Raw genomic sequence first — 17,242 nt, 5'->3', positions numbered from 1 at the left:
GAGCGGACGCTGTGTGGACCTCGAACGCGGGGGTGCGCGTCCCGGACCTCGTACCGGCGTCGCTGCGCCGCGCATGGGTGCGGCAGGGCCACTGCCCCGACCGCGACGTGTACGCCCTCTTCGCCGCCCGGGCCCGCGCCCACCCGCACCGCGCCGCGGTCGTCGACGAGACGGGCACCTGCACCTACGCGACGCTCGACGCCACCGTCCGCCGCTTCGCGGCCCGGCTGGCCGAACGCGGTCTGGGCGAGGGCGACATCGTCGCACTGAGCCTGCCCAACGGAGGGGCGGCGGTGGCGGCGGAGCTGGCCGTGGCCGCCGTCGGCGCGGTGGCACTGCCCTGCCCGCCGGGGCACGGCGGCTGCGGACCGGCCGGGCTGCCGGCCCGTGCGCGCGCCCGCGCCCTGGTGGTGGCCCGCGAGCGGGACGCGGCGGGGCACGCCGCGCTCCCCCACCTGGAGACGGTCTTCCGGTGCGGGGGCGGCCCGCGCCATGCGGTGCCCCTGTCCGCGCCGGCCGCCCGCGCCTTCGTGCCGCGCCGCCGCGATCCGGAGGCGCCCGTCCGCATCCTGGTCTCCTCCGGTTCGGAGGCGGAGCCGAAGATGGTGGCGTACTCGCACAACGCGATGGCGGGCGGCCGCGCCTCCTACGTGCGGGCGCTGCACGAGGGCGGGGAGCCGATGCGGAACCTGGTCCTGGTCCCACTGGCCTCCTCCTTCGGCTCGCTCGGCAGCTTCGTGACGCTCGCGGCACTGGGCGGCACCCTGCTGCTCCAGGAGCGGTTCGATGCGGCGGACGCCCTGTGCACCCTCGTCACGCACCGGCCCACCCACGTCTTCGGGGTGCCCACGATGCTGCGCCGCCTGGCCGAGCAGCCGCCGCTGCCGGGAGAGGACACCACCGGGCTGCGGGCGCTGGTCTCCAGCGGGGCGGCACTGGAGACGACGACGGCCGAGACGTGCCGGGCCCGCTTCGGCCGCCGCGTCCTGACGGTCTACGGCTCGTCGGACGGCGTGAACTGCCATACGGCCGCGGCGGCCGGCGGGCCCACCTGTGCCGGGCTGCCCGACCCGGCGGTGACCGACATCCGCATCGCGGACCCGGCCGGCGGCGAACAGCCGCTGCCGGCCGGGCGCAGCGGCGAGATCCTGGCCCGGGGCCCGATGACCCCGCTGGGATACGTGGCCGCTCCGGAGCTGGATGCCCGCTACCGCACGGCCGGCGGCTGGGTACGCACCGGCGACCTGGGCCGGTTGGACACGGACGGCCGGCTGCACGTACTCGGCCGCCTCAAGCAGATCGTGGTGCGCGGCGGGTACAACATCAGCCCCGCCGAGGTGGAACGCGCGCTCGGCGCCCACCCGGCGGTGGCGGAGGTGGCCTGTGTCGGGGTGCCCGATCCGGACCTCGGCGAGAGGCTGTGCGCCTGCGTCCGTCAGGCCCCCGCTGCCCGGCGGACCTCCTCCCCCGGAAAGGCCGCCGAGGACGCTCGGCCGCTGACCCTGGAGGAGCTGACCGGCTACCTGGAGCGCGAGCGCGGCCTGGACCGGCGCAAGCATCCCGAACTACTGCTCCACGTCGCAAGCATGCCGCTCGGGCCGACCGGGAAGGTCTGCCGGGCCACTCTCACCGGAATGGCCGCACCCCTCGCCGTCGGGGGTGCGGCCCCGGTGGGTGCGCGGGTCAGTCGGTACGTGTCGCCGGGTCGCTGACGCCGGGGGCACCCGTCTCGACGTGCCCGGCCAGCCGGCGCAGCCACTTCTCGTCGCTGTCGGTGGTGACGGACAGGTCGTACCAGCGCTTGCTCTCCCGCAGGCCCACCCGCCGCACGACCCGGGCCCCCGCCCGGACCTTGTGGGTCTCCTCGGCACCGCCGTAGGCGTTGGCCACCGTCAGGTTGCAGTCGGTGTCGCCCGCGTTGGTCAGGGTGAGCTCGATGTCACCGCTGTCCCGCAGGTGGCGGGCGGTGACCTCGGGGCCCGCCTTCTTGCCGGGGCCCTTGAAGGTGCGCAGGAAGCCGTTGGGGCCGTGGGCGGTCAGATCGTAGGAGCCGTCGGAGTAGGCGGTGTTCCAGGTGTCGGTCAGCTCCTCACCGGCGCCGGTGGAGTAGGTCCAGGGGCCGTCGGTACGGTTGGCGGAGGTGACGAGGAAGAAGGCGCCCGCCTCCTTGCCGCCGCCGAGGGTGAGGGAGAACTTCCCGTCGGCGACCTCGGCGGAGCCGTCCACCAGCGGCGCGTACCGCAGGGGCCGCGTCGGCCGGGAGCCCGCCTCCTGCTTCGGCAGCACCGGCGTGGCCGGCGGCTTGGGCACGTACGAGTCGTGCCGCTCGTTGTCCGGCGGCTCGAAGGCGTCGGTGCCCGGCAGGTCGGCCGGGTCCGTGTCCTTGAGGCCGAAGTCGAACGCCGAGGTCAGGTCGCCGCACAGGGCGCGCCGCCACGGGGAGATGTGCGGCTCGTGCACGCCGAAGCGGCGCTCCATGAAACGGATGATGGAGGTGTGGTCGAACAGCTCCGAGCAGGCGTAGCCGCCGGTGCTCCACGGAGAGACGACGAGCATGGGAACCCGCTGGCCCAGCCCGTAGGGGCCGGGCTCGTAGCCGGTGATGCCGCCGCTGTAGTAGTCGAGCTCGGTGGCGGCGGTGGAGCGGCCCTGGTCGGCGGAGGCCGGCGGGTAGGGCGGGACGACGTGGTCGAAGTAGCCGTCGTTCTCGTCGTAGGTGATGAACAGCGCCGTCTTGGCCCATACGTCCGGGTCGGAGGTGAGGGCGTCGAGGACCTGGGAGACGTACCAGGCGCCGTAGTTGGCGGGGAAGTTCGGGTGCTCGGAGAACGCCTCGGGGGCGGCGATCCAGGAGATCTGCGGCAGCTTGCCGGCCTTCACGTCGGCCTTGAGGACGTCGAAGAAGCCGTCGCCCTTCTTGGCGTTCGTGCCGGTGCGTGCCTTGTCGTAGAGGGGGTCGCCGGGCTTGGCGTTCTGGTACTTGGTGAACCACAGCAGCGAGTTGTCGCCGTAGTTGCCGCGGTAGGCGTCGTCGATCCAGCCCCAGCCGCCGTCCTCGTCCAGACCGTCGCCGATGTCCTGGTAGATCTTCCAGGAGATGCCCGCCTGCTCCAGCCGCTCGGGGTACGTGGTCCAGCCGTACCCGGCCTCCTCGTTGCCCAGGACGGGCCCGCCGCCCTTGCCGTCGTTGCCCACGTGGCCGGACCACATGTAGTAGCGGTTGGGATCGGTGGCGCCGATCATCGAGCAGTGATAGGCGTCACAGATGGTGAAGGCGTCGGCGAGGGCGTAGTGGAAGGGGATGTCCTCGCGGGTCAGGTAGGCCATGGTGCCGGTGCCCTTGGCCGGGATCCACTGGTCGTACTTTCCGTCGTGCCACGCCTGGTGGCCGCCCGCCCAGTCGTGGTTGAGGCCCGCGATGAACTGCATGCCCAGGTTGTCGGCGTCCGGGTGGTAGGGCAGCACGTCCTTGCCGCCGCCCGACTGCTGCCAGACCGTTTTCTGGCCGGTCGGCGCCATGGGGCGCGGGTCCCCGAAGCCGCGGACACCCCGCAGCGAGCCGAAGTAGTGGTCGAAGGACCGGTTCTCCTGCATCAGCACGACGATGTGTTCGACGTCCTCGATGCTGCCCGTTCGGCGGGCCGCGGGGATGGCCGCGGCTCGCTGGATGCTGCCGGACAGGGCGCTGAAGCCCGCGGTGGCGCCGGCGATCTGGAGGAACCTGCGGCGGTTGAGTTCTGGCATCTCTCTGCTGACCTCACAAGGGTGTGCGGAACGGTCCGGGTCACCAGAGTCTTTCAAGAACATCCGCCGGTAGGAAAGTCACCTGTATGAACAAGTTGGCAACACCTGGGGGCGAGGCGCTGTCCTCGTACCGTTCCTACCTGCGTAGATGAGGTATTACCGATGGGCGACCGCTGCACGGTGGTGCGCGGCGCCGACATGGCGGCACCTACCACGGGAGGCGCCGCCTCAGTCCGCCGCCCTCCGGCCCGCCACGCGTCGGCGGCTCCAGACCAGCAGGCCCGCCAGGATGAACGCGGCGAGGATCAGGCCCGAGCCGGCGCTCCAGCCGCTGAAAGGGAGTTCCGGGACCAGACCCCAGGCCACCCCGGCTGCGAGCAGGGCGAGGACGGCGAGCACGGAACCGGCCATGCGCAGCGGGGAGGAGACGCTCTCCTCGGCGGCCTGCAGAGCACGTTCCCGCACCGGCTCGACGTACCGGTTCAGGCCCGGGAACTCGCGGGAGAGCACGACCAGCCCGGCGAAGACGAGCAGCAGCCCCGGCCCGGGGAGCACGAGCAGCGCCACCCCGACGAGCAGCAGCAGCCCTCCGGCCACCAGGACGCCGACGCGCCGCACGTGCCTTCCGGTCGCCATACCGCTCCCTTCCGCCTGCGCACGCCGTCCGTCCTCGGCAGCGTGAGGAGCCTAACGGCGTGACTGGGTGTCAGCCCGGCACCCGGCGACGTGTTGCGGCACCGGGACCCCGCCTGTGCGGACATTCACCGCGACGGTCCCGGTACCCCGATGAGCGCGCCGACCACACGGCGGTAGCCGCCCGTCTACCCCCCGGGCGTGAACTTTTCCGGCCGAAGGGGCATCACACCCTCGTGGAAAATGATCAAGCTCGTGCGACAGGGGGACGGGGCGGTATGACCGAACAGCACCGGGGAGGGGCACACCGGTTCCGCATCGGAGCGTTGGCAGCCCGATGCACGCCCGGAATCGGGCGAGGTGATTTCCGGGTGCGAAGCTCCCGACGCACGACGGGGGCGGGGCACGGGCTCGTAATGTCGAGGCCGTACGCCGCCGCCCACATCACCGAACGGTGCATGCGCACAGGCCGGCGGCGCCGCACCGTGCCCGTTTACGGGATCAGCCGCCCGGGTGGTGACCGAACGGGTACCGCGCATCCGAAGACGTTTCGTACCATCGTCGTCCGTACGTACAGTGCTCTTTTTCTTGACGCAGGGTGAGTAGGGCAGTCAAGTCCACGGGAGGGGCTGCGGGTTCGGCAATGCAGATGTCTTCCAGGCCGGCGCGGGCCGGCTCCCGGCGGAAACAGCTCGCGTCCCTGCGGCGCAAGGTGTTCACCGGGCGCGCGGCCGAACTGCGGCTGCTGCGGGAACTGATGCTCGACGAGCAGCGCGGCTGCTTCGTCGTATGGCTGCACGGCATGGGCGGAGTCGGTAAGAGCACGCTGCTGCAGCGCTTCGGGGACGAGGCGGAGGACGACGGCCGCATCTGCCGCACCGTCGACATGCGCACTGTCGAGCCCACCCCCGAGGCCTTCCTCGCATCGCTGAGGCGACAAGGCCAGGGACGGGGTCCGGGTCGGGACGAGAAGCGAGAGGCGGGCCAGGACCAGGGGGACCTTCGGGGCCCGGATGTGCTGCTGGTGGACTCGGGCGAGCTGCTGGGGCCGCTGGAGCACTGGCTGCGCCACGAGTTCCTGCCCGGCCTGCCGGCCGACGCCCTGCTGGTGGTCGCCAGCCGCCGGCCGCCGGCCGCAGAGTGGCGGACGGACCCGCAGTGGTGGCACGCGCTGCGCAGCGTGCGGCTCTGCGGCATGGACGACGCCGAAGCCGCCCTCCTGCTGCGCAACAGGCAGGTCCCGTCGGCCGACATCCCCGCCGTCGTCCGTGCCGCGCACGGCCTTCCGCTCGCCCTCGCCCTGTTCGCCGACGCCTTGGCACGCACCCCGCCGCCCCCCGGCCAGGGCCGCCCCTGGGAGCTGGGCGACGCCCCCGACGTGGTGGGCGAGATGCTGCGTCTGCTGCTGCGCGAGACGCCCACTCTGGCCCAGTCCGACGCGCTCTACGTACTGGCGCTCGCCCGGACCACCACCGAGGAACTGGTGCAGCACACACTGGACCTGCCGCGTCAGGAAGCGCGGCAACTGTGCGCCTGGCTCCGCCGCCAGTCGTGGGTGGACAGTACGGGTGAGGGGCTGGTACCGCACCCGCTGGTACGGGACGCGCTCGTCGCCGACCTGCGCTGGCGGGGCACCGACAAGTACGAGCGGCTGTTCACCCGGGTTCACGACCATCTGACCAGCAAGCTCCTGCAGCACACCGGAGACCGCTGGTCCTTCGGGGCGGGCCTGGCCTACCTGGGCCGGCAGCACCCGGCGTTCCGGGCCGCCTTCGACTGGCGCCACGCCGACACCGTCCGGGTACGCCCCGCCCACCCGGAGGAACGCGACACCGTCCTGGGTGCCGTCGCCCATGACTTCGGTACGGAGGCCGAGCGGCTGGCCGCGCAGTGGTGGCGTCGGCGGCCCGCCTCCTTCACCGTCGTCGAGGACCCGGTGCGGGGCGTGGTGGGCACACTGGTCGCACCGTGCGTGGAACCGGACGCCACGGATCTGCCGGACGACCCGGTCGTCACGGCCGCACGCGAACAGCTCGCCCTGCGCGCACCGCTGCGCCGCTCGGAGCGGCTGCTGGTCGCCCGGTGGATGACGCACGACCACGAGAGCGACGTCGGGTGCGTGTTCGCGCTCCTGACGCTGTGGGCCAAGACCCCCGGCCTGTCGGTAAGCCTGACGTGCGTACCCGAACGCAGGCCCGCGCTCTCGGCCGCCCTGGCCCTGCACGGGCAGCGCCAGGCCGCGCCGGTGACCGACGTCGACGGGCAACGTGTGGTGCCGCGGGTGCACGACTGGCGGCCGCTCCCCTTCCCGCGCTGGAGCACCGAACTGCGGGCCCGACTGCTGGCGGACGACAGCGCGGGCGGCCTCACCCCGGAGGTGCTGGCCGAGCCACCGATGCCGTGGCCGGAGTTCAGCGAGGCCGTCAAACAGGGGTACCGCAACCTGTTGGAGCCCGGACTGCTCGCGGAGAACGCCCTGCTGAGCACCCGCCTGGTACCGGCAGGGTCGGACGCCTCGGCACTGCGCGAGGTGCTCACCGACACGGTGGCCCAACTGCGGTCGAGCCCCGGCAGGCAGGAGCTCGGCGACGTCCTGGAGCTGACCTACGTGTCCGGGCCGCGCAGCCAGCAGGCCGCGGCGAACCGGGCTGCCCTGTCCTTCAGCACCTACCGGCGACGCCTGTCCACCGCCCTCAACCAGGCCGCCGAACTGCTGCGCGAGCGCGCCACGTACGGCGCTCCGGACTGACCCGGCGGCCCGTACCGGGACGAGGTGGTCGTCTGCGACGACGATCTCGCCGTCGCAGGCCCGCGCCGCCTGCCGGACACAAGCCTCGCGGGCCAGTTGCCGCCGTCAGCTCCGCCTGCGCGAGGACGGCCGACGCGGTTCCGCGACGTGCGACCGCCCCGCGCGATCAGCAGGACGGAGCCGGGTGGATCGGGCGGGCAGGAACCAGGCGAGGGCAGCGGCGACGACACAGATGCCGGCGGAGATCCACAGCACCATGATGTAGCCCCCCTCGGTCGGCCGGCCGTCGCCGCCGGCGTGAGCGGCCAGGAGGGTGGCGGTGAGCGCGCTGCCCAGCGAGAAGCCCGTGAAGCGGACCACCTGGTAGAAGCCCATGGCGCTGCCCGTCTCCTGGGCGGGGACCGCCTGCACGATCACACCGGGAATCGCCGCGAAGGTGGTGCCCAGTCCCACCCCTAGAACACCCGTCATGCAGAAGGCCTGCCACAGGGCGCCATGGAAGACGGCGAAGAATGCGCATCCCAGCGCAGCCACGAGGCACCCCAGCGTCAGCACCGCACGGCTCCCTACGCGTGTCACCAAGGTGGGCAGGGTGCGGGAGCTGCTCAGCATGAACAAGGACAGGGGGACGAGGACAAGCCCGGCCACGACGGCCGATGCGGAGAAGCCGAATCCGCCCGAGCGCGGGGACTGTACGAACTCCGTCACCCCCGAGAGGACCATGTACATCGCGGCACCGAGCACCATGGCGCAGGCGTCGGCCGAAAGCACGGCAGGATGGCGCAGCAGACGCAACTCGACCAGCGGGTGCTCGGCACGCAGTTGCTGCACGGCCCACACCGCGAAGAGCACTGCACCGGCGGCCGACAGGCCGATGATCGCCGGCGAACCCCAACCCCACTGTGTCCCCTCTGCCACCGCCACCAGCGCGGTGACCAGCGCGAGTCCGAGCAGTACGGCACCGACCCGGTCGAGCCGGGCAGGGGTGCCCCGCCCCGCGCTCGACGGTACGACCGCGGCGACACAGACCAGCGCGAGGCCGGACACGAGCGCGCCGAACCAGTACGCACCCGCCAATCCCCACGCCTCGGCGATCAACCCGCTGATCGGGTAGCCGGCACCGAGGCCCGCCCCCGCCGAGACCGACAACAGCGCGATCATCGGCGCGACCTCGGCGTCAGACAGGTGGTCCCGGGCGGTGGCCATCGCCAACGGCGCCAGCCCGAGCCCGGTGCCTTGCAGTCCACGGCCGACGACCAGCATCTCCAAGCTGTTCGCGAGCGCCGCCACGACACCGCCCGCCGTGACCACGGCCAGGCCGACGAGCATCGTCCCTCGCCGTCGCGTGCCGTCGCCGAGCCGGCCCAGGACCGGCGAACTCACCGCGCCGACGAGCAGCGCCACCGTCAGCGACCACTGCGCCGTGCTCAGCGGCTCGTGGAAGTCGCGGGCGACAGTGGGGACGAGGGGAGCACCGAAAGAGCTGATGACGCTGGAGACCAGCGTGGCCAGCACCAGTACCGGTCCGATCAGTGCGCTGTTGCGCCTCCTGGCCGTCACCGTGCACCGTCGGTCCGCCGCGTGCCGATGCCACGCTCCTCAACTGCGGTGGCATAGAGCGGTGTTGCGGGTGCGGCGGCGGCCACAGCGTCGTCCGTCCGGCCGATGGCCCGCCGGGGCAGGGCGTGAACGATGACCATGAGACCTCCCGGTAAATGCGTGCGACTCGCACGCAACACCCTACGACTCCTCCGTGCGTTTCGCACGTATCATCGGGTGATGGCGAACGCGGCTTTGGCACGGGACCTGGAGCAGGCGCTGGGACAGTTGTTGCTACGGCGCAACCGGAGCGCGCTGTACGACGCGGTCCTCGACTCGGCACCACCCGGTGTCGACCGACAGACCTACCCGGTGCTCAGCGGGCTGGCCCGGCTCGGACCGCAGTCAGCGGCGCGGCTTGCCGACGAGGTCGGTATCGACCGGTCCGGCGCGAGCCGCTATGCCGACCGGCTCGAAAGCGCGGGTCTGCTGGAGCGCAGCCCCGACCCCTGCGACGGCCGAGCCACCCTGCTCACCTTGACGCCCAAGGGCCGCGCCGCGGTCACCGCACTCCGCGACGCGCTGACCCGGCACCTTGCGGGCCGGATCGCGGACTGGCCCGATGGGCAGGCACAGGCACTCGTCGACGGAATCCGCCTGCTCATCTCCTAGGAGCGGGGCACGATGCGGGGAGGTGTGGACCGTTCCCCGGCAGCGAGGCCAGGGGACGTTGGACGGCACCCCGTCCCCTGACGTACAAAGCATTGTCCGGGGCACCCGCGGCGACGCCGTCTGTGCGTGCCGGCAGCCCTCCACCCGGGACGTGGAACCGGCCCGCAGCACACTTCACCATATCGTCCGTAAGAAGCGGGCCGGCGAACCCGTGGGAATCGACAGCAGGGACCGCTCGTCGGTGACCTCCACCGTGTGCGGAGCGGCGTCGGCCAGCAGGGGCTCGTAGGCGTCGTGCTGCGGCTGGGTCACGCGCGGCGGGCGTCGGTGCGCCGCAGTGCCTCGGTCAGTGCGGCGCGGCACGTGGCGTCCACGATCACCACCACGGCCTCGGAGCGGTCGAGGATGCAGGCGAAATCCGCGGCGATCGGCCGGGTGTCGAGGGCGACGAGGACCGCGCCGTCCAGTGGCACTCCGCAGTGGGCCTCCAGCACCCGGGGGCAAGCTGTCGAGTGGCGGGCGAAAAGGTGCTGTACGGGTGGCGGAGCGCGCCGTCACCCGTACCGCACCCGTAGGTACCGGCGGCGAGGTCGTGGGCGTACGGGCGACCGCGATGGCCACGCCGGGGCCATCGCGGCGGTCCCGGGAGCCGGGACCGCCGAGACGTTGCGGCGACCGTCCGTCCCGCCGTCGTCCCACCGGGCCCGGAGACCGCCGGCCGGATCGTGACAGTGGGGCAGGAGCTCGACATGAGCGGGCCCCGGCGGCGTTACTCGGTCAGGGCCTTCTCCAGGTCGTCCAGGACGACCTGGGCGGAGAGCGGGCCTCCGGCGCTGTTCCACGCGGAGCCCTCGACGACCACCACGTGCTTGCTCTTCTCCGCCTTCAGCTTGTTGAAGTTCGTGGCCTTCTTCGCCTCGCCGTACGCCTTCTCGCCGTCGGCCTTGTCACCGAGCGTCCCGAACACCAGCCAGTCGCCGTCGATGGTGTCGAGCTTCTCCAGGGAGACCGGCTCGCTGTGTCCGGTGCTCGCGCCCCGCTGGTCCGCGGGCCGGCTCATCCCGAGCGCTTCGAGGGTGGAGGCGACCACACCGTCGCCCTTGCCGACGACGGAGGGCGCCCCGTCCTGCCAGCGGATCACCGAGACCGACTTCCCGGCGTTGTCGCCGAGCTTCTTCCTGGCGCCGGCGACCTGCGCATCGAAGTCCTTGAGCCACTTGTCGGCGTCCGGCTTCTTGTTGAGGGCGTCGGCGGTGTCGGTGAACGACTTCTTCCAGTCCTCGTTGAGCTTCGCGGTGACGACGGTCGGCGCGATCTCCTGGAGCTTGTCGACGGTCTTCTTCGCACCGGTGGTCTCGTCGAGCAGGATCAGGTCGGGCTGGAGCGCCGCGAGCTTCTCCATGTCGGCCTCGGCGACGGTCGCGACGACCTTGCAGGAACCCGCCTTGTCGGCGAGGTAGCTGGACACACCCTTCTGGCCGCGGCCCGCGGTGGCGCCGACCGGCTCGACCCCGAGCGCCAGCGAGGCGTCGAGCGTGGGCTCGCTGAGCGTCACGACCTTCTTGGGCGCGTCGGGCACCTTGACGCTCCGGCCCTTGGCGTCGGTTATCCGCCGGGTACCGCCGGAATCGCCCTTTCCCGCACCGTCTTTCCCCTCGCCACTGTCGCTGCCGCAGGCGCTCAGGAGCAGGGCTCCGGTGACCGCGGCGGTGCAGGAGAGCAGGGCGGCGCGGCGAGAGGATCTGATGGAGGACATGGGAAGAGGGCTCCTTGGTTCTGGGCGGTGAAAGGGCGAGGCCGGGGGCGCATGCCGACTGCGCCCCGACGGCCTCGACGTCCGGCAGGACCAGCACCGGGCGTGCTTCATTTAGGTTAGCCTAAGCTAACCGCATGTCCACTGATGTGCAGCTTCATCCCGGGGGAACGCAGCACCTCCCGCCCCCCAGGCGCCGTCGGCCACCGCGCTCCACCGGCCTGCTGCTGGGAGTGGTGCTGCTGATCGCGTCGGCCCTGTTGTCGCTCGCCGTGGGCACCGAACACGTACCGCTCCCCCACGTGTGGTCGGGCCTGTTCGCCCCTGACGGGTCACGGTTCGACAACATCGTGCGGGAACTGCGGTTGCCGCGCACCCTCATCGGGATCGCCGTGGGCACGGCGCTCGGTCTCGCCGGCGGCGTGATGCAGGTCCTCACCCGCAATCCGCTCGCCGACCCCGGACTGCTCGGGGTGAACGCAGGCGCCTCCGCCGCCGTGATCACCGCCATCGGCGTGTTCGGCATCACCTCGGTCACCGGATACCTGTGGTTCGCGCTGCTGGGCGCGGCGGTGGCCGCCGTCGCCGTGCACGCGCTGGGCGGCACCCGCTCAGCCACCCCGGTCCGGCTCGCACTGGCCGGAACCGCCCTCAACGCGGCCCTCTTCGGCTATGTGAACGGGCTGCAACTGTGGGACCTGAGCGCTCTGGACGCGATGCGCCACTGGTCCGTCGGGACACTCGACAAACGCGACCCGGACCTGCTGCTGTTCACCCTGCCGTTGCTGATCGCGGGCACACTGCTGGCGTTCGGGCTCGCCCGGCCGCTCGGCGCGCTGTCCCTGGGTGAGGACCACGCCCGCGCCCTCGGCTCCGCGGTGACCCGCACGCGCGTCCTGTCCATCGTGGCCATCACGCTGCTGTGCGGCAGCGCGACCGCCGTGTGCGGTCCGATCAGCTTCGTCGGCCTCATGATCCCGCACGCGGTCCGCGCGTTCACCGGCCCCGACCCCCGGTGGATGCTGCCCTACTGCGCCCTGTTCGCCCCCACGCTGATGCTCGTGTCCGATGTGATCGGCCGCATCGTGGTGGCGCCGTCCGAGATCGAGGTCGACATCGTGACCTCGTTCCTGGGCGGACTGCTCTTCGTCCATCTCGTACGCCGGCGGAAGGTGGCCCAGCTGTGAGCCTGCTCAAGGACAGGCCCGGTCAGGGCCCCTCGAAGGCGCCGGTGCGCTGCGAACCGCGCGGCGGCCGGATACGTGCGGGCCGCTTCTCCCTCCGCTTCGACCCGCGCGCCGTTCTGACGTGCCTCGGGTTGATCCTGATCGGCGCGGTGGTGGTGGTCTTCTCCGTCGGCACGGGCACCTTCGAGCTGTCCCCCCTGGAGGTGCTGGAGACGTTCACCGGGAACGGCCCGCCCGGCGCCGACTTCATCGTGCTGGACCTGCGGCTGCCACGCGCCGTGGTGGCCCTGCTGGTCGGCTTCGGCTCGGGGATGGCCGGTGCCGTCTTCCAGTCGCTGACCCGCAATCCGCTGGGCAGCCCGGACATCATCGGGTTCGGCAACGGTGCCTCGGCGGGCGCGCTGGTGGCCATCATCTTCCTGAACGCCGGGGCGCCGCAGACGGCGCTCGGCGCCATGGTGGGCGGTTTCGCGACAGCCATCGCGGTGTACGTGCTGGCGTGGCGCCGCGGGGTGCACGGTTACCGGCTGGTGCTCGTCGGCATCGGTCTGTCGGCGGTGCTCGGCGCGGCAACCAGTTTCCTGTTCATCCGCGCGGAGCTCGGGAAGGCCGCGGAGGCCGCCACCTGGATGATCGGGTCCCTCAACGACCGCGGCTGGAGCGAGGTCTGCATCGCCGCGCTGGGCCTCGTCCTCTGTGGCCCGGTCGTCCTGGCGCACGCGCGCCGCCTGTCCATGCTGGAGATGGGGGACGACACGGCCGGTGCGCTCGGCGTGCCGGCGGAGCGCAGCCGCCTGGTGCTGCTGGGCGCCGGCACCGGGCTGACGGCGATGGCCGTGGCGGCGGCGGGCCCGATCCCGTTTCTGGCCATGGCCGCGCCCCAGTTGGCGCGCCGTATCACCCGGGCCCCGGGCCCGAATGTGCTGCCCGCGGCCTGGATGGGGGCCGTCCTGGTCGCCACCGCCGACCTGGTGACCCAGCGGGTGACCGGTTCGGCGCTGATGCCGGTCGGCGTGGTGATGGGAGTGGGCGGCGGCCTGTACCTGGCGTGGCTTCTGTTGCAGGAGCGCCGGGCCCACCGTCTGTGACCCGCCTCGCGTGACGACCGGGCCCCCGCGGTGTCCTCACCGCGGGGGCCCGGTGCCGCCCGCCCGGGCGCGGGGCAGCATCAGGTCACCGACCCGACCTCCGCCCCCTTCCCGGACCTGGCCCGCGACGCGCCCCCGGCCTCGGACCCGGCCCCGCCGCTCTCGGCCGCCGCGTCGTCCCCGGGGTGCTCCGGGGTTTCCGGGGACGACGCCGAAGACGCCGAAGACGCCGAAGACGCCGAAGACAGAGCCGCGTTCTGCGCGCTGTTCCACAGCCGGGCGTAGGCACCCTCCTGGGCGAGGAGTTCGTCGTGGGTGCCGTACTCGACCGGGCGTCCGGCGTCCAGGACCAGGACCCGGTCGCAGCGGGCGGCCGTGGTCAGCCGGTGGGCCACCAGCAGGGCGGTCTTGTTCCTGGCGGCCTGGAACATGCCGTCGAGGACGGCGCTCTCGGTGCCCGAGTCGAGCATCGCGGTGGCCTCGTCGAGCAGCAGCACATCGGGGTCGACGAGTGCGACCCTGGCCAGCGCGATCAACTGCCGTTCGCTGGCCGACAGGTTGCCGCCGGCCTGGCGTACGGCGTGCCGGAACCCGCCCGGCAGCCGGGCGATGCTCGCCGTCGCACCCACCGCGTCCGCCGCCGCGCTGACCTCTTCGTCGCTCGCGTCGGGGCGGCCGTAGCGGATGTTCTCCGCGATGTCGCCCTCGAACAGGTGGGCCTCCTGCGGGACGATACCGATCCGCCTGCGGTACCCGGCAAGGTCGTAGCGGCGGATGTCGACACCGTCCAGCCGTACCGTTCCCGAGGCCGGGTCGTAGAAGCGGGCGAGGAGTTTCACCAGGGTCGACTTGCCCGCCCCGGTGGCGCCGACGACGGCGACGCTGCGCCCCGCCTCCAGCGTCAGGTCCGGGACGGCGAGGGTGGTCTCGGCCGCTCCCTCGTAGCGGAAGGTCGCCTCCCGCAGTTCGAGGTGACCGCGGAAGCGCTCCGGAACCGGCACCGGGTCGGTGGCAGGGCGCTGGGTCGGTTCGGTGGCCAGCAGTTCGGTGACCTGCCGGACGCTGGTGCGGGTCTGGAGGTAGGAGTCGTAGATGGTCGACAGCTGCTGGATGGGCCCGTAGAACTGGCCGAGCAGCAGCAGGAACGCCGCGAGCACACCGGCGGACACCGAGCCGCCGGCCACCAGGTATCCGCCGGCCAGCACGACCAGTGCCATGGACAGCTCCGAGCAGAAGGCCAGGAACGGGAAGTACAGCGAGATGTAGCGCTGTCCCTTCACCTGGATCAGCCGGTTGAGGTTGGACAGGGCGCTGAAGTGCTTGGCGGTGCTGCGCTGCTTGCCGTGGGACTGCGCGATGCGCAACCCGGCGACGTTCTCCCGCAACGAGCTGTTCACCTTGCCCAGGTGGTCGCGCGCCTCCTTGTAGGCGCCGGAGCTGAGCCGCCGGAACACCGGGGTCACCAGGGCGATCACCGGGAAGGGCGCCAGCGCGGCCAGGGCCAGCCGCCAGTCCAGGACCACCATCGCGACCGCGATGCCGCCCATCGTCAGCACGCTGACCAGCCCCTGCACCATGCCCTGCTGGAGGAACTTCGACAGCGCGTCGATGTCGACGGTCAGCCTGGTCAGCAGGCTGCCGGCGCTCTCCTTCTCGTAGTGGTCCAGGCCGAGCCGCTGGAGGTGCCGGTAGCTGCGCAGCCGCAGCGACCACTGGACCGACTCCGAGGCGCGGGCACTGGTGAGCGTCTGGTAGGTGTAACCGAACCAGTTGGCCGCGCACAGCAGCAGACAGATTCCGGCGACGGCCCACACGGTGCTCATCGAGCCGAGCGTGATGCCGTCGTCGATGCCGCGTTGCAGCAGGATCGGGACGAGCACCCGTGCCAGCGCGTCGAAGGCGATCAGGGCGAGGGCGACGCCGAGCAGACCGCGCACCGGCCTCAACATGGCCCGGACGGTGGGCGGGAAGTCCCCGCCGCCTGCCGCGACGGCCTTGGGCGGGATCTCGGCGAACCGGTCCCTCCGGGACGGCGGGCCGTCCTGCTGCCGCTCCGTGTCCCCACCAGCAGGTGCGGTCCACAGCTCGGCCGGGGTGCGGGGGGTACGGGCGTCGATGTCCTCCGTGTCGCCCGCGAGCAGTTCCTGGAAGACCACGCTGCGCTCGGCCAGTTCGGAGTAGGTGCCGGTGTCGGCGACACGGCCGCCGTCGAGCACCACGATGCGGTCGGCCAGCTCCAGGGTCGAGCGCCGGCGCGCGATGAGCACGGTGACGTGGTCACCGCCGATGTAGCTCGCGAGCGCACGGTGGATGGCGGCCTCCGTCGTGGCGTCCACGGCGGAGGTCGCATCGTCGACGATCAGCACAGGCGGTCGGTTGAGCAGCGCGCGGGCGAGCGCGAGTCGCTGCCGCTGGCCTCCGGACAGGTTCTGTCCGCGCTCGGTCAGCTCGGTGTCGTAGCCGGCGGGCAGCGCGCTGATGAAGGCGTGCGCGCCGGCCGCCTCGGCGGCGGCGACGATCTCCTCGTCGTCGGCGTCCTCGTGCCCGTACGCGATGTTCTCCCGCACGCTGCGGGCGAACAGGAAGGGCTCCTCGAAGACGACGCCGACGTGGGAGCGCAGGGACTCCAGCCGCAGGTTCCGGATGTCGGTGCGGTCCTGGCCGGTGCCGAGGGTGACGGCGCCGGACGTGGCGTCGTAGAACCGCGGGATGAGCAGCGACAGCGTGGACTTGCCCGATCCCGACGGTCCGACGACGGCCACGGTCTCCCCCGCGGCGACGCGGAAGGAGACGTCCCGCAGGACCGGTTCGTCGTGCGTGTAACCGAATCCGACGTTCTCGAAGGCGAGTTCGGCGGGCCCGTCGGGCAGCTCCTGCGTACCGTCGCGGATCTCCGGGCGCGAGTCGATCAGCTCGAAGATCCGCTCGGCCGAGGCCCGGGTGCGCTGGGCGATCACCAGGTAGGTGGCGAACACCCGGGTCGGCCCGGTCAGCATGGTCAGGTACGCCGCGAAGGCGATGAAGGTTCCGATGTCGATCGAGCCGTCCATGACCAGGCTGCCGCCGTAGACCAGCACCCCGATCTGCCCCAGGACCGGGAGGGCGAGCATCGTCGCCCCCGGCGCCGCATGCACCCGCATCATCCGCATCCGCTGGCCGAACAGGCCACGGGTGGCCCGGTCGAGCCGGCGGATCTCGCGCTCCTCCTGGCCGAAGCCCTTGACGACGCGGACGCCGTCGATGGTCTCCTTCAGATGCTCGGTCACCTCGGCCGCGTCGTTCGCCGCCTTGGCGGAGGTCTCGAAGACGCGGCGTCTGGTCCACAGGGCGACGGCGCCCAGGGCGATGACCGTGCCCACGGTCACAGCGGTCAGCCGTGGCGAGAGCCAGAGCATCGCGACGACGCCGAAGAGGTAGTAGGTCACCACCGTCAGCGGCACCGGCAGCATGGTGAGCATCTGCTGGAGCTGCTGGAGGTCGCTGTTGGTGCGGGAGATGACCTGGCCGGTGCGCAGCCTGTCCTGACCGGGGCCGTCCAGCCGCTGAATGCTGGCGAACACCTCCTCGCGGAGTCCGTGCTGGACGTCGAGGGCGAGTTTGCCGCCGGTGAAGCGGCGTACGTAGTTGCCCACGAAGTCGACGGCGGCGATCAGGACGAGCCCGCCGGCCACCCAGCCGATTCCGTCGCTGTTCCCGGCCACCGCGTGGTTGATGCCGTCCTTGGTCAGCAACGGGCCCAGCGTCGTCAACACGATGCTCAGGATGGAGGAGAGGACGATCGCGGTCATGAGCCGCCGACGGCGCAGGCACAGGCCCATCAGCCGGCGCAGCCAGCCGGCACCGCCGGTCGCGGGGAGTGGTGAAGTCGGCATGTTCT

12 protein-coding genes are annotated in these 17,242 nt (G+C 72.0%); 5 read left to right on the top strand and 7 right to left on the bottom strand.

Annotated features, from left to right (window positions below; translation table 11 throughout):
- Nucleotides 1-11: 11 nt before the first annotated feature.
- On the top strand, nt 12-1,712 hold the full coding sequence (locus H297_RS0114285; protein WP_486589509.1) for a class I adenylate-forming enzyme family protein: 1,701 nt from the start codon (nt 12-14) through the stop codon (nt 1,710-1,712).
- Here H297_RS0114285 and H297_RS0114280 read toward each other — a convergent pair.
- A complete protein-coding gene (locus tag H297_RS0114280; protein WP_027737616.1) occupies nt 1,684-3,744 on the bottom strand; it encodes a phosphocholine-specific phospholipase C in 2,061 nt (686 codons plus the stop codon). The two genes, H297_RS0114285 and H297_RS0114280, sit on opposite strands and share 29 nt — an antisense overlap.
- A 228-nt stretch (nt 3,745-3,972) precedes the next feature.
- Nucleotides 3,973-4,380 carry a PGPGW domain-containing protein gene (locus H297_RS0114275; RefSeq protein WP_027737615.1) on the bottom strand — a complete coding sequence of 136 codons (408 nt, stop codon included), beginning with the start codon at nt 4,378-4,380 and terminating at the stop codon, nt 3,973-3,975.
- A 646-nt stretch (nt 4,381-5,026) separates the two neighbouring features.
- On the opposite strand from H297_RS0114275, the gene H297_RS0114270 reads away from it, so the two are divergent.
- A complete protein-coding gene (locus H297_RS0114270) occupies nt 5,027-7,126 on the top strand; it encodes an ATP-binding protein (RefSeq protein ID WP_158693679.1) in 2,100 nt (699 codons plus the stop codon).
- Between the two features lie 105 nt (nt 7,127-7,231).
- Here H297_RS0114270 and H297_RS0114265 read toward each other — a convergent pair whose 3' ends face one another.
- Complete coding sequence (locus H297_RS0114265) at nt 7,232-8,686, bottom strand: MFS transporter (RefSeq protein WP_027737613.1); 1,455 nt, start codon at nt 8,684-8,686, stop codon at nt 7,232-7,234.
- 219 nt (nt 8,687-8,905) lie between these two features.
- On the opposite strand from H297_RS0114265, the gene H297_RS0114255 reads away from it, so the two are divergent.
- Nucleotides 8,906-9,337 (top strand): MarR family transcriptional regulator, encoded by a 432-nt coding sequence (locus H297_RS0114255; protein WP_027737612.1) that lies wholly within the window; start codon nt 8,906-8,908, stop codon nt 9,335-9,337.
- A gap of 174 nt (nt 9,338-9,511) precedes the next feature.
- Here H297_RS0114255 and H297_RS43235 read toward each other — a convergent pair whose 3' ends face one another.
- The 3 genes from H297_RS43235 to H297_RS0114240 all read right to left on the bottom strand — a co-directional run bounded on the left by H297_RS43235 (nt 9,512) and on the right by H297_RS0114240 (nt 11,093).
- Nucleotides 9,512-9,649, bottom strand: a complete 138-nt coding sequence (locus H297_RS43235) for a hypothetical protein (protein WP_158693678.1) — start codon at nt 9,647-9,649, stop codon at nt 9,512-9,514.
- Nucleotides 9,646-9,810, bottom strand: coding sequence for a hypothetical protein (locus H297_RS43230; protein WP_158693677.1), 165 nt, complete (start codon nt 9,808-9,810; stop codon nt 9,646-9,648). The genes H297_RS43235 and H297_RS43230 overlap by 4 nt, the downstream gene beginning before the upstream one ends.
- A gap of 296 nt (nt 9,811-10,106) precedes the next feature.
- Entirely contained in the window at nt 10,107-11,093 is a 987-nt protein-coding gene (locus tag H297_RS0114240; RefSeq protein WP_027737611.1) for an ABC transporter substrate-binding protein, read from the bottom strand.
- 134 nt (nt 11,094-11,227) lie between these two features.
- On the opposite strand from H297_RS0114240, the gene H297_RS0114235 reads away from it, so the two are divergent.
- Both H297_RS0114235 and H297_RS0114230 read left to right on the top strand, forming a co-directional pair.
- A complete protein-coding gene (locus tag H297_RS0114235; RefSeq protein WP_051351818.1) occupies nt 11,228-12,277 on the top strand; it encodes an iron chelate uptake ABC transporter family permease subunit in 1,050 nt (349 codons plus the stop codon).
- Nucleotides 12,274-13,365 (top strand): iron chelate uptake ABC transporter family permease subunit, encoded by a 1,092-nt coding sequence (locus H297_RS0114230; RefSeq protein ID WP_078514049.1) that lies wholly within the window; start codon nt 12,274-12,276, stop codon nt 13,363-13,365. The genes H297_RS0114235 and H297_RS0114230 overlap by 4 nt, the downstream gene beginning before the upstream one ends.
- A gap of 80 nt (nt 13,366-13,445) precedes the next feature.
- Here H297_RS0114230 and H297_RS36300 read toward each other — a convergent pair whose 3' ends face one another.
- Nucleotides 13,446-17,237 carry an ABC transporter ATP-binding protein gene (locus H297_RS36300; RefSeq protein ID WP_064744819.1) on the bottom strand — a complete coding sequence of 1,264 codons (3,792 nt, stop codon included), beginning with the start codon at nt 17,235-17,237 and terminating at the stop codon, nt 13,446-13,448.
- Nucleotides 17,238-17,242: the final 5 nt, after the last annotated feature.

It is taken from the genome of Streptomyces sp. CNT360, assembly GCF_000424785.1.
This window is presented reverse-complemented; position numbering and strand designations above follow the sequence as displayed.

Coding starts and splice junctions, on each gene's coding strand:
- H297_RS0114280 (WP_027737616.1), bottom strand. CDS start 3,744: ATGCCAGAACTCAACCGCCGCAGGTTCCTCCAGATCGCCGGCGCCACC.
- H297_RS0114275 (WP_027737615.1), bottom strand. CDS start 4,380: ATGGCGACCGGAAGGCACGTGCGGCGCGTCGGCGTCCTGGTGGCCGGA.
- H297_RS0114270 (WP_158693679.1), top strand. CDS start 5,027: ATGTCTTCCAGGCCGGCGCGGGCCGGCTCCCGGCGGAAACAGCTCGCG.
- H297_RS0114255 (WP_027737612.1), top strand. CDS start 8,906: ATGGCGAACGCGGCTTTGGCACGGGACCTGGAGCAGGCGCTGGGACAG.
- H297_RS0114240 (WP_027737611.1), bottom strand. CDS start 11,093: ATGTCCTCCATCAGATCCTCTCGCCGCGCCGCCCTGCTCTCCTGCACC.
- H297_RS0114235 (WP_051351818.1), top strand. CDS start 11,228: ATGTCCACTGATGTGCAGCTTCATCCCGGGGGAACGCAGCACCTCCCG.
- H297_RS36300 (WP_064744819.1), bottom strand. CDS start 17,237: ATGCCGACTTCACCACTCCCCGCGACCGGCGGTGCCGGCTGGCTGCGC.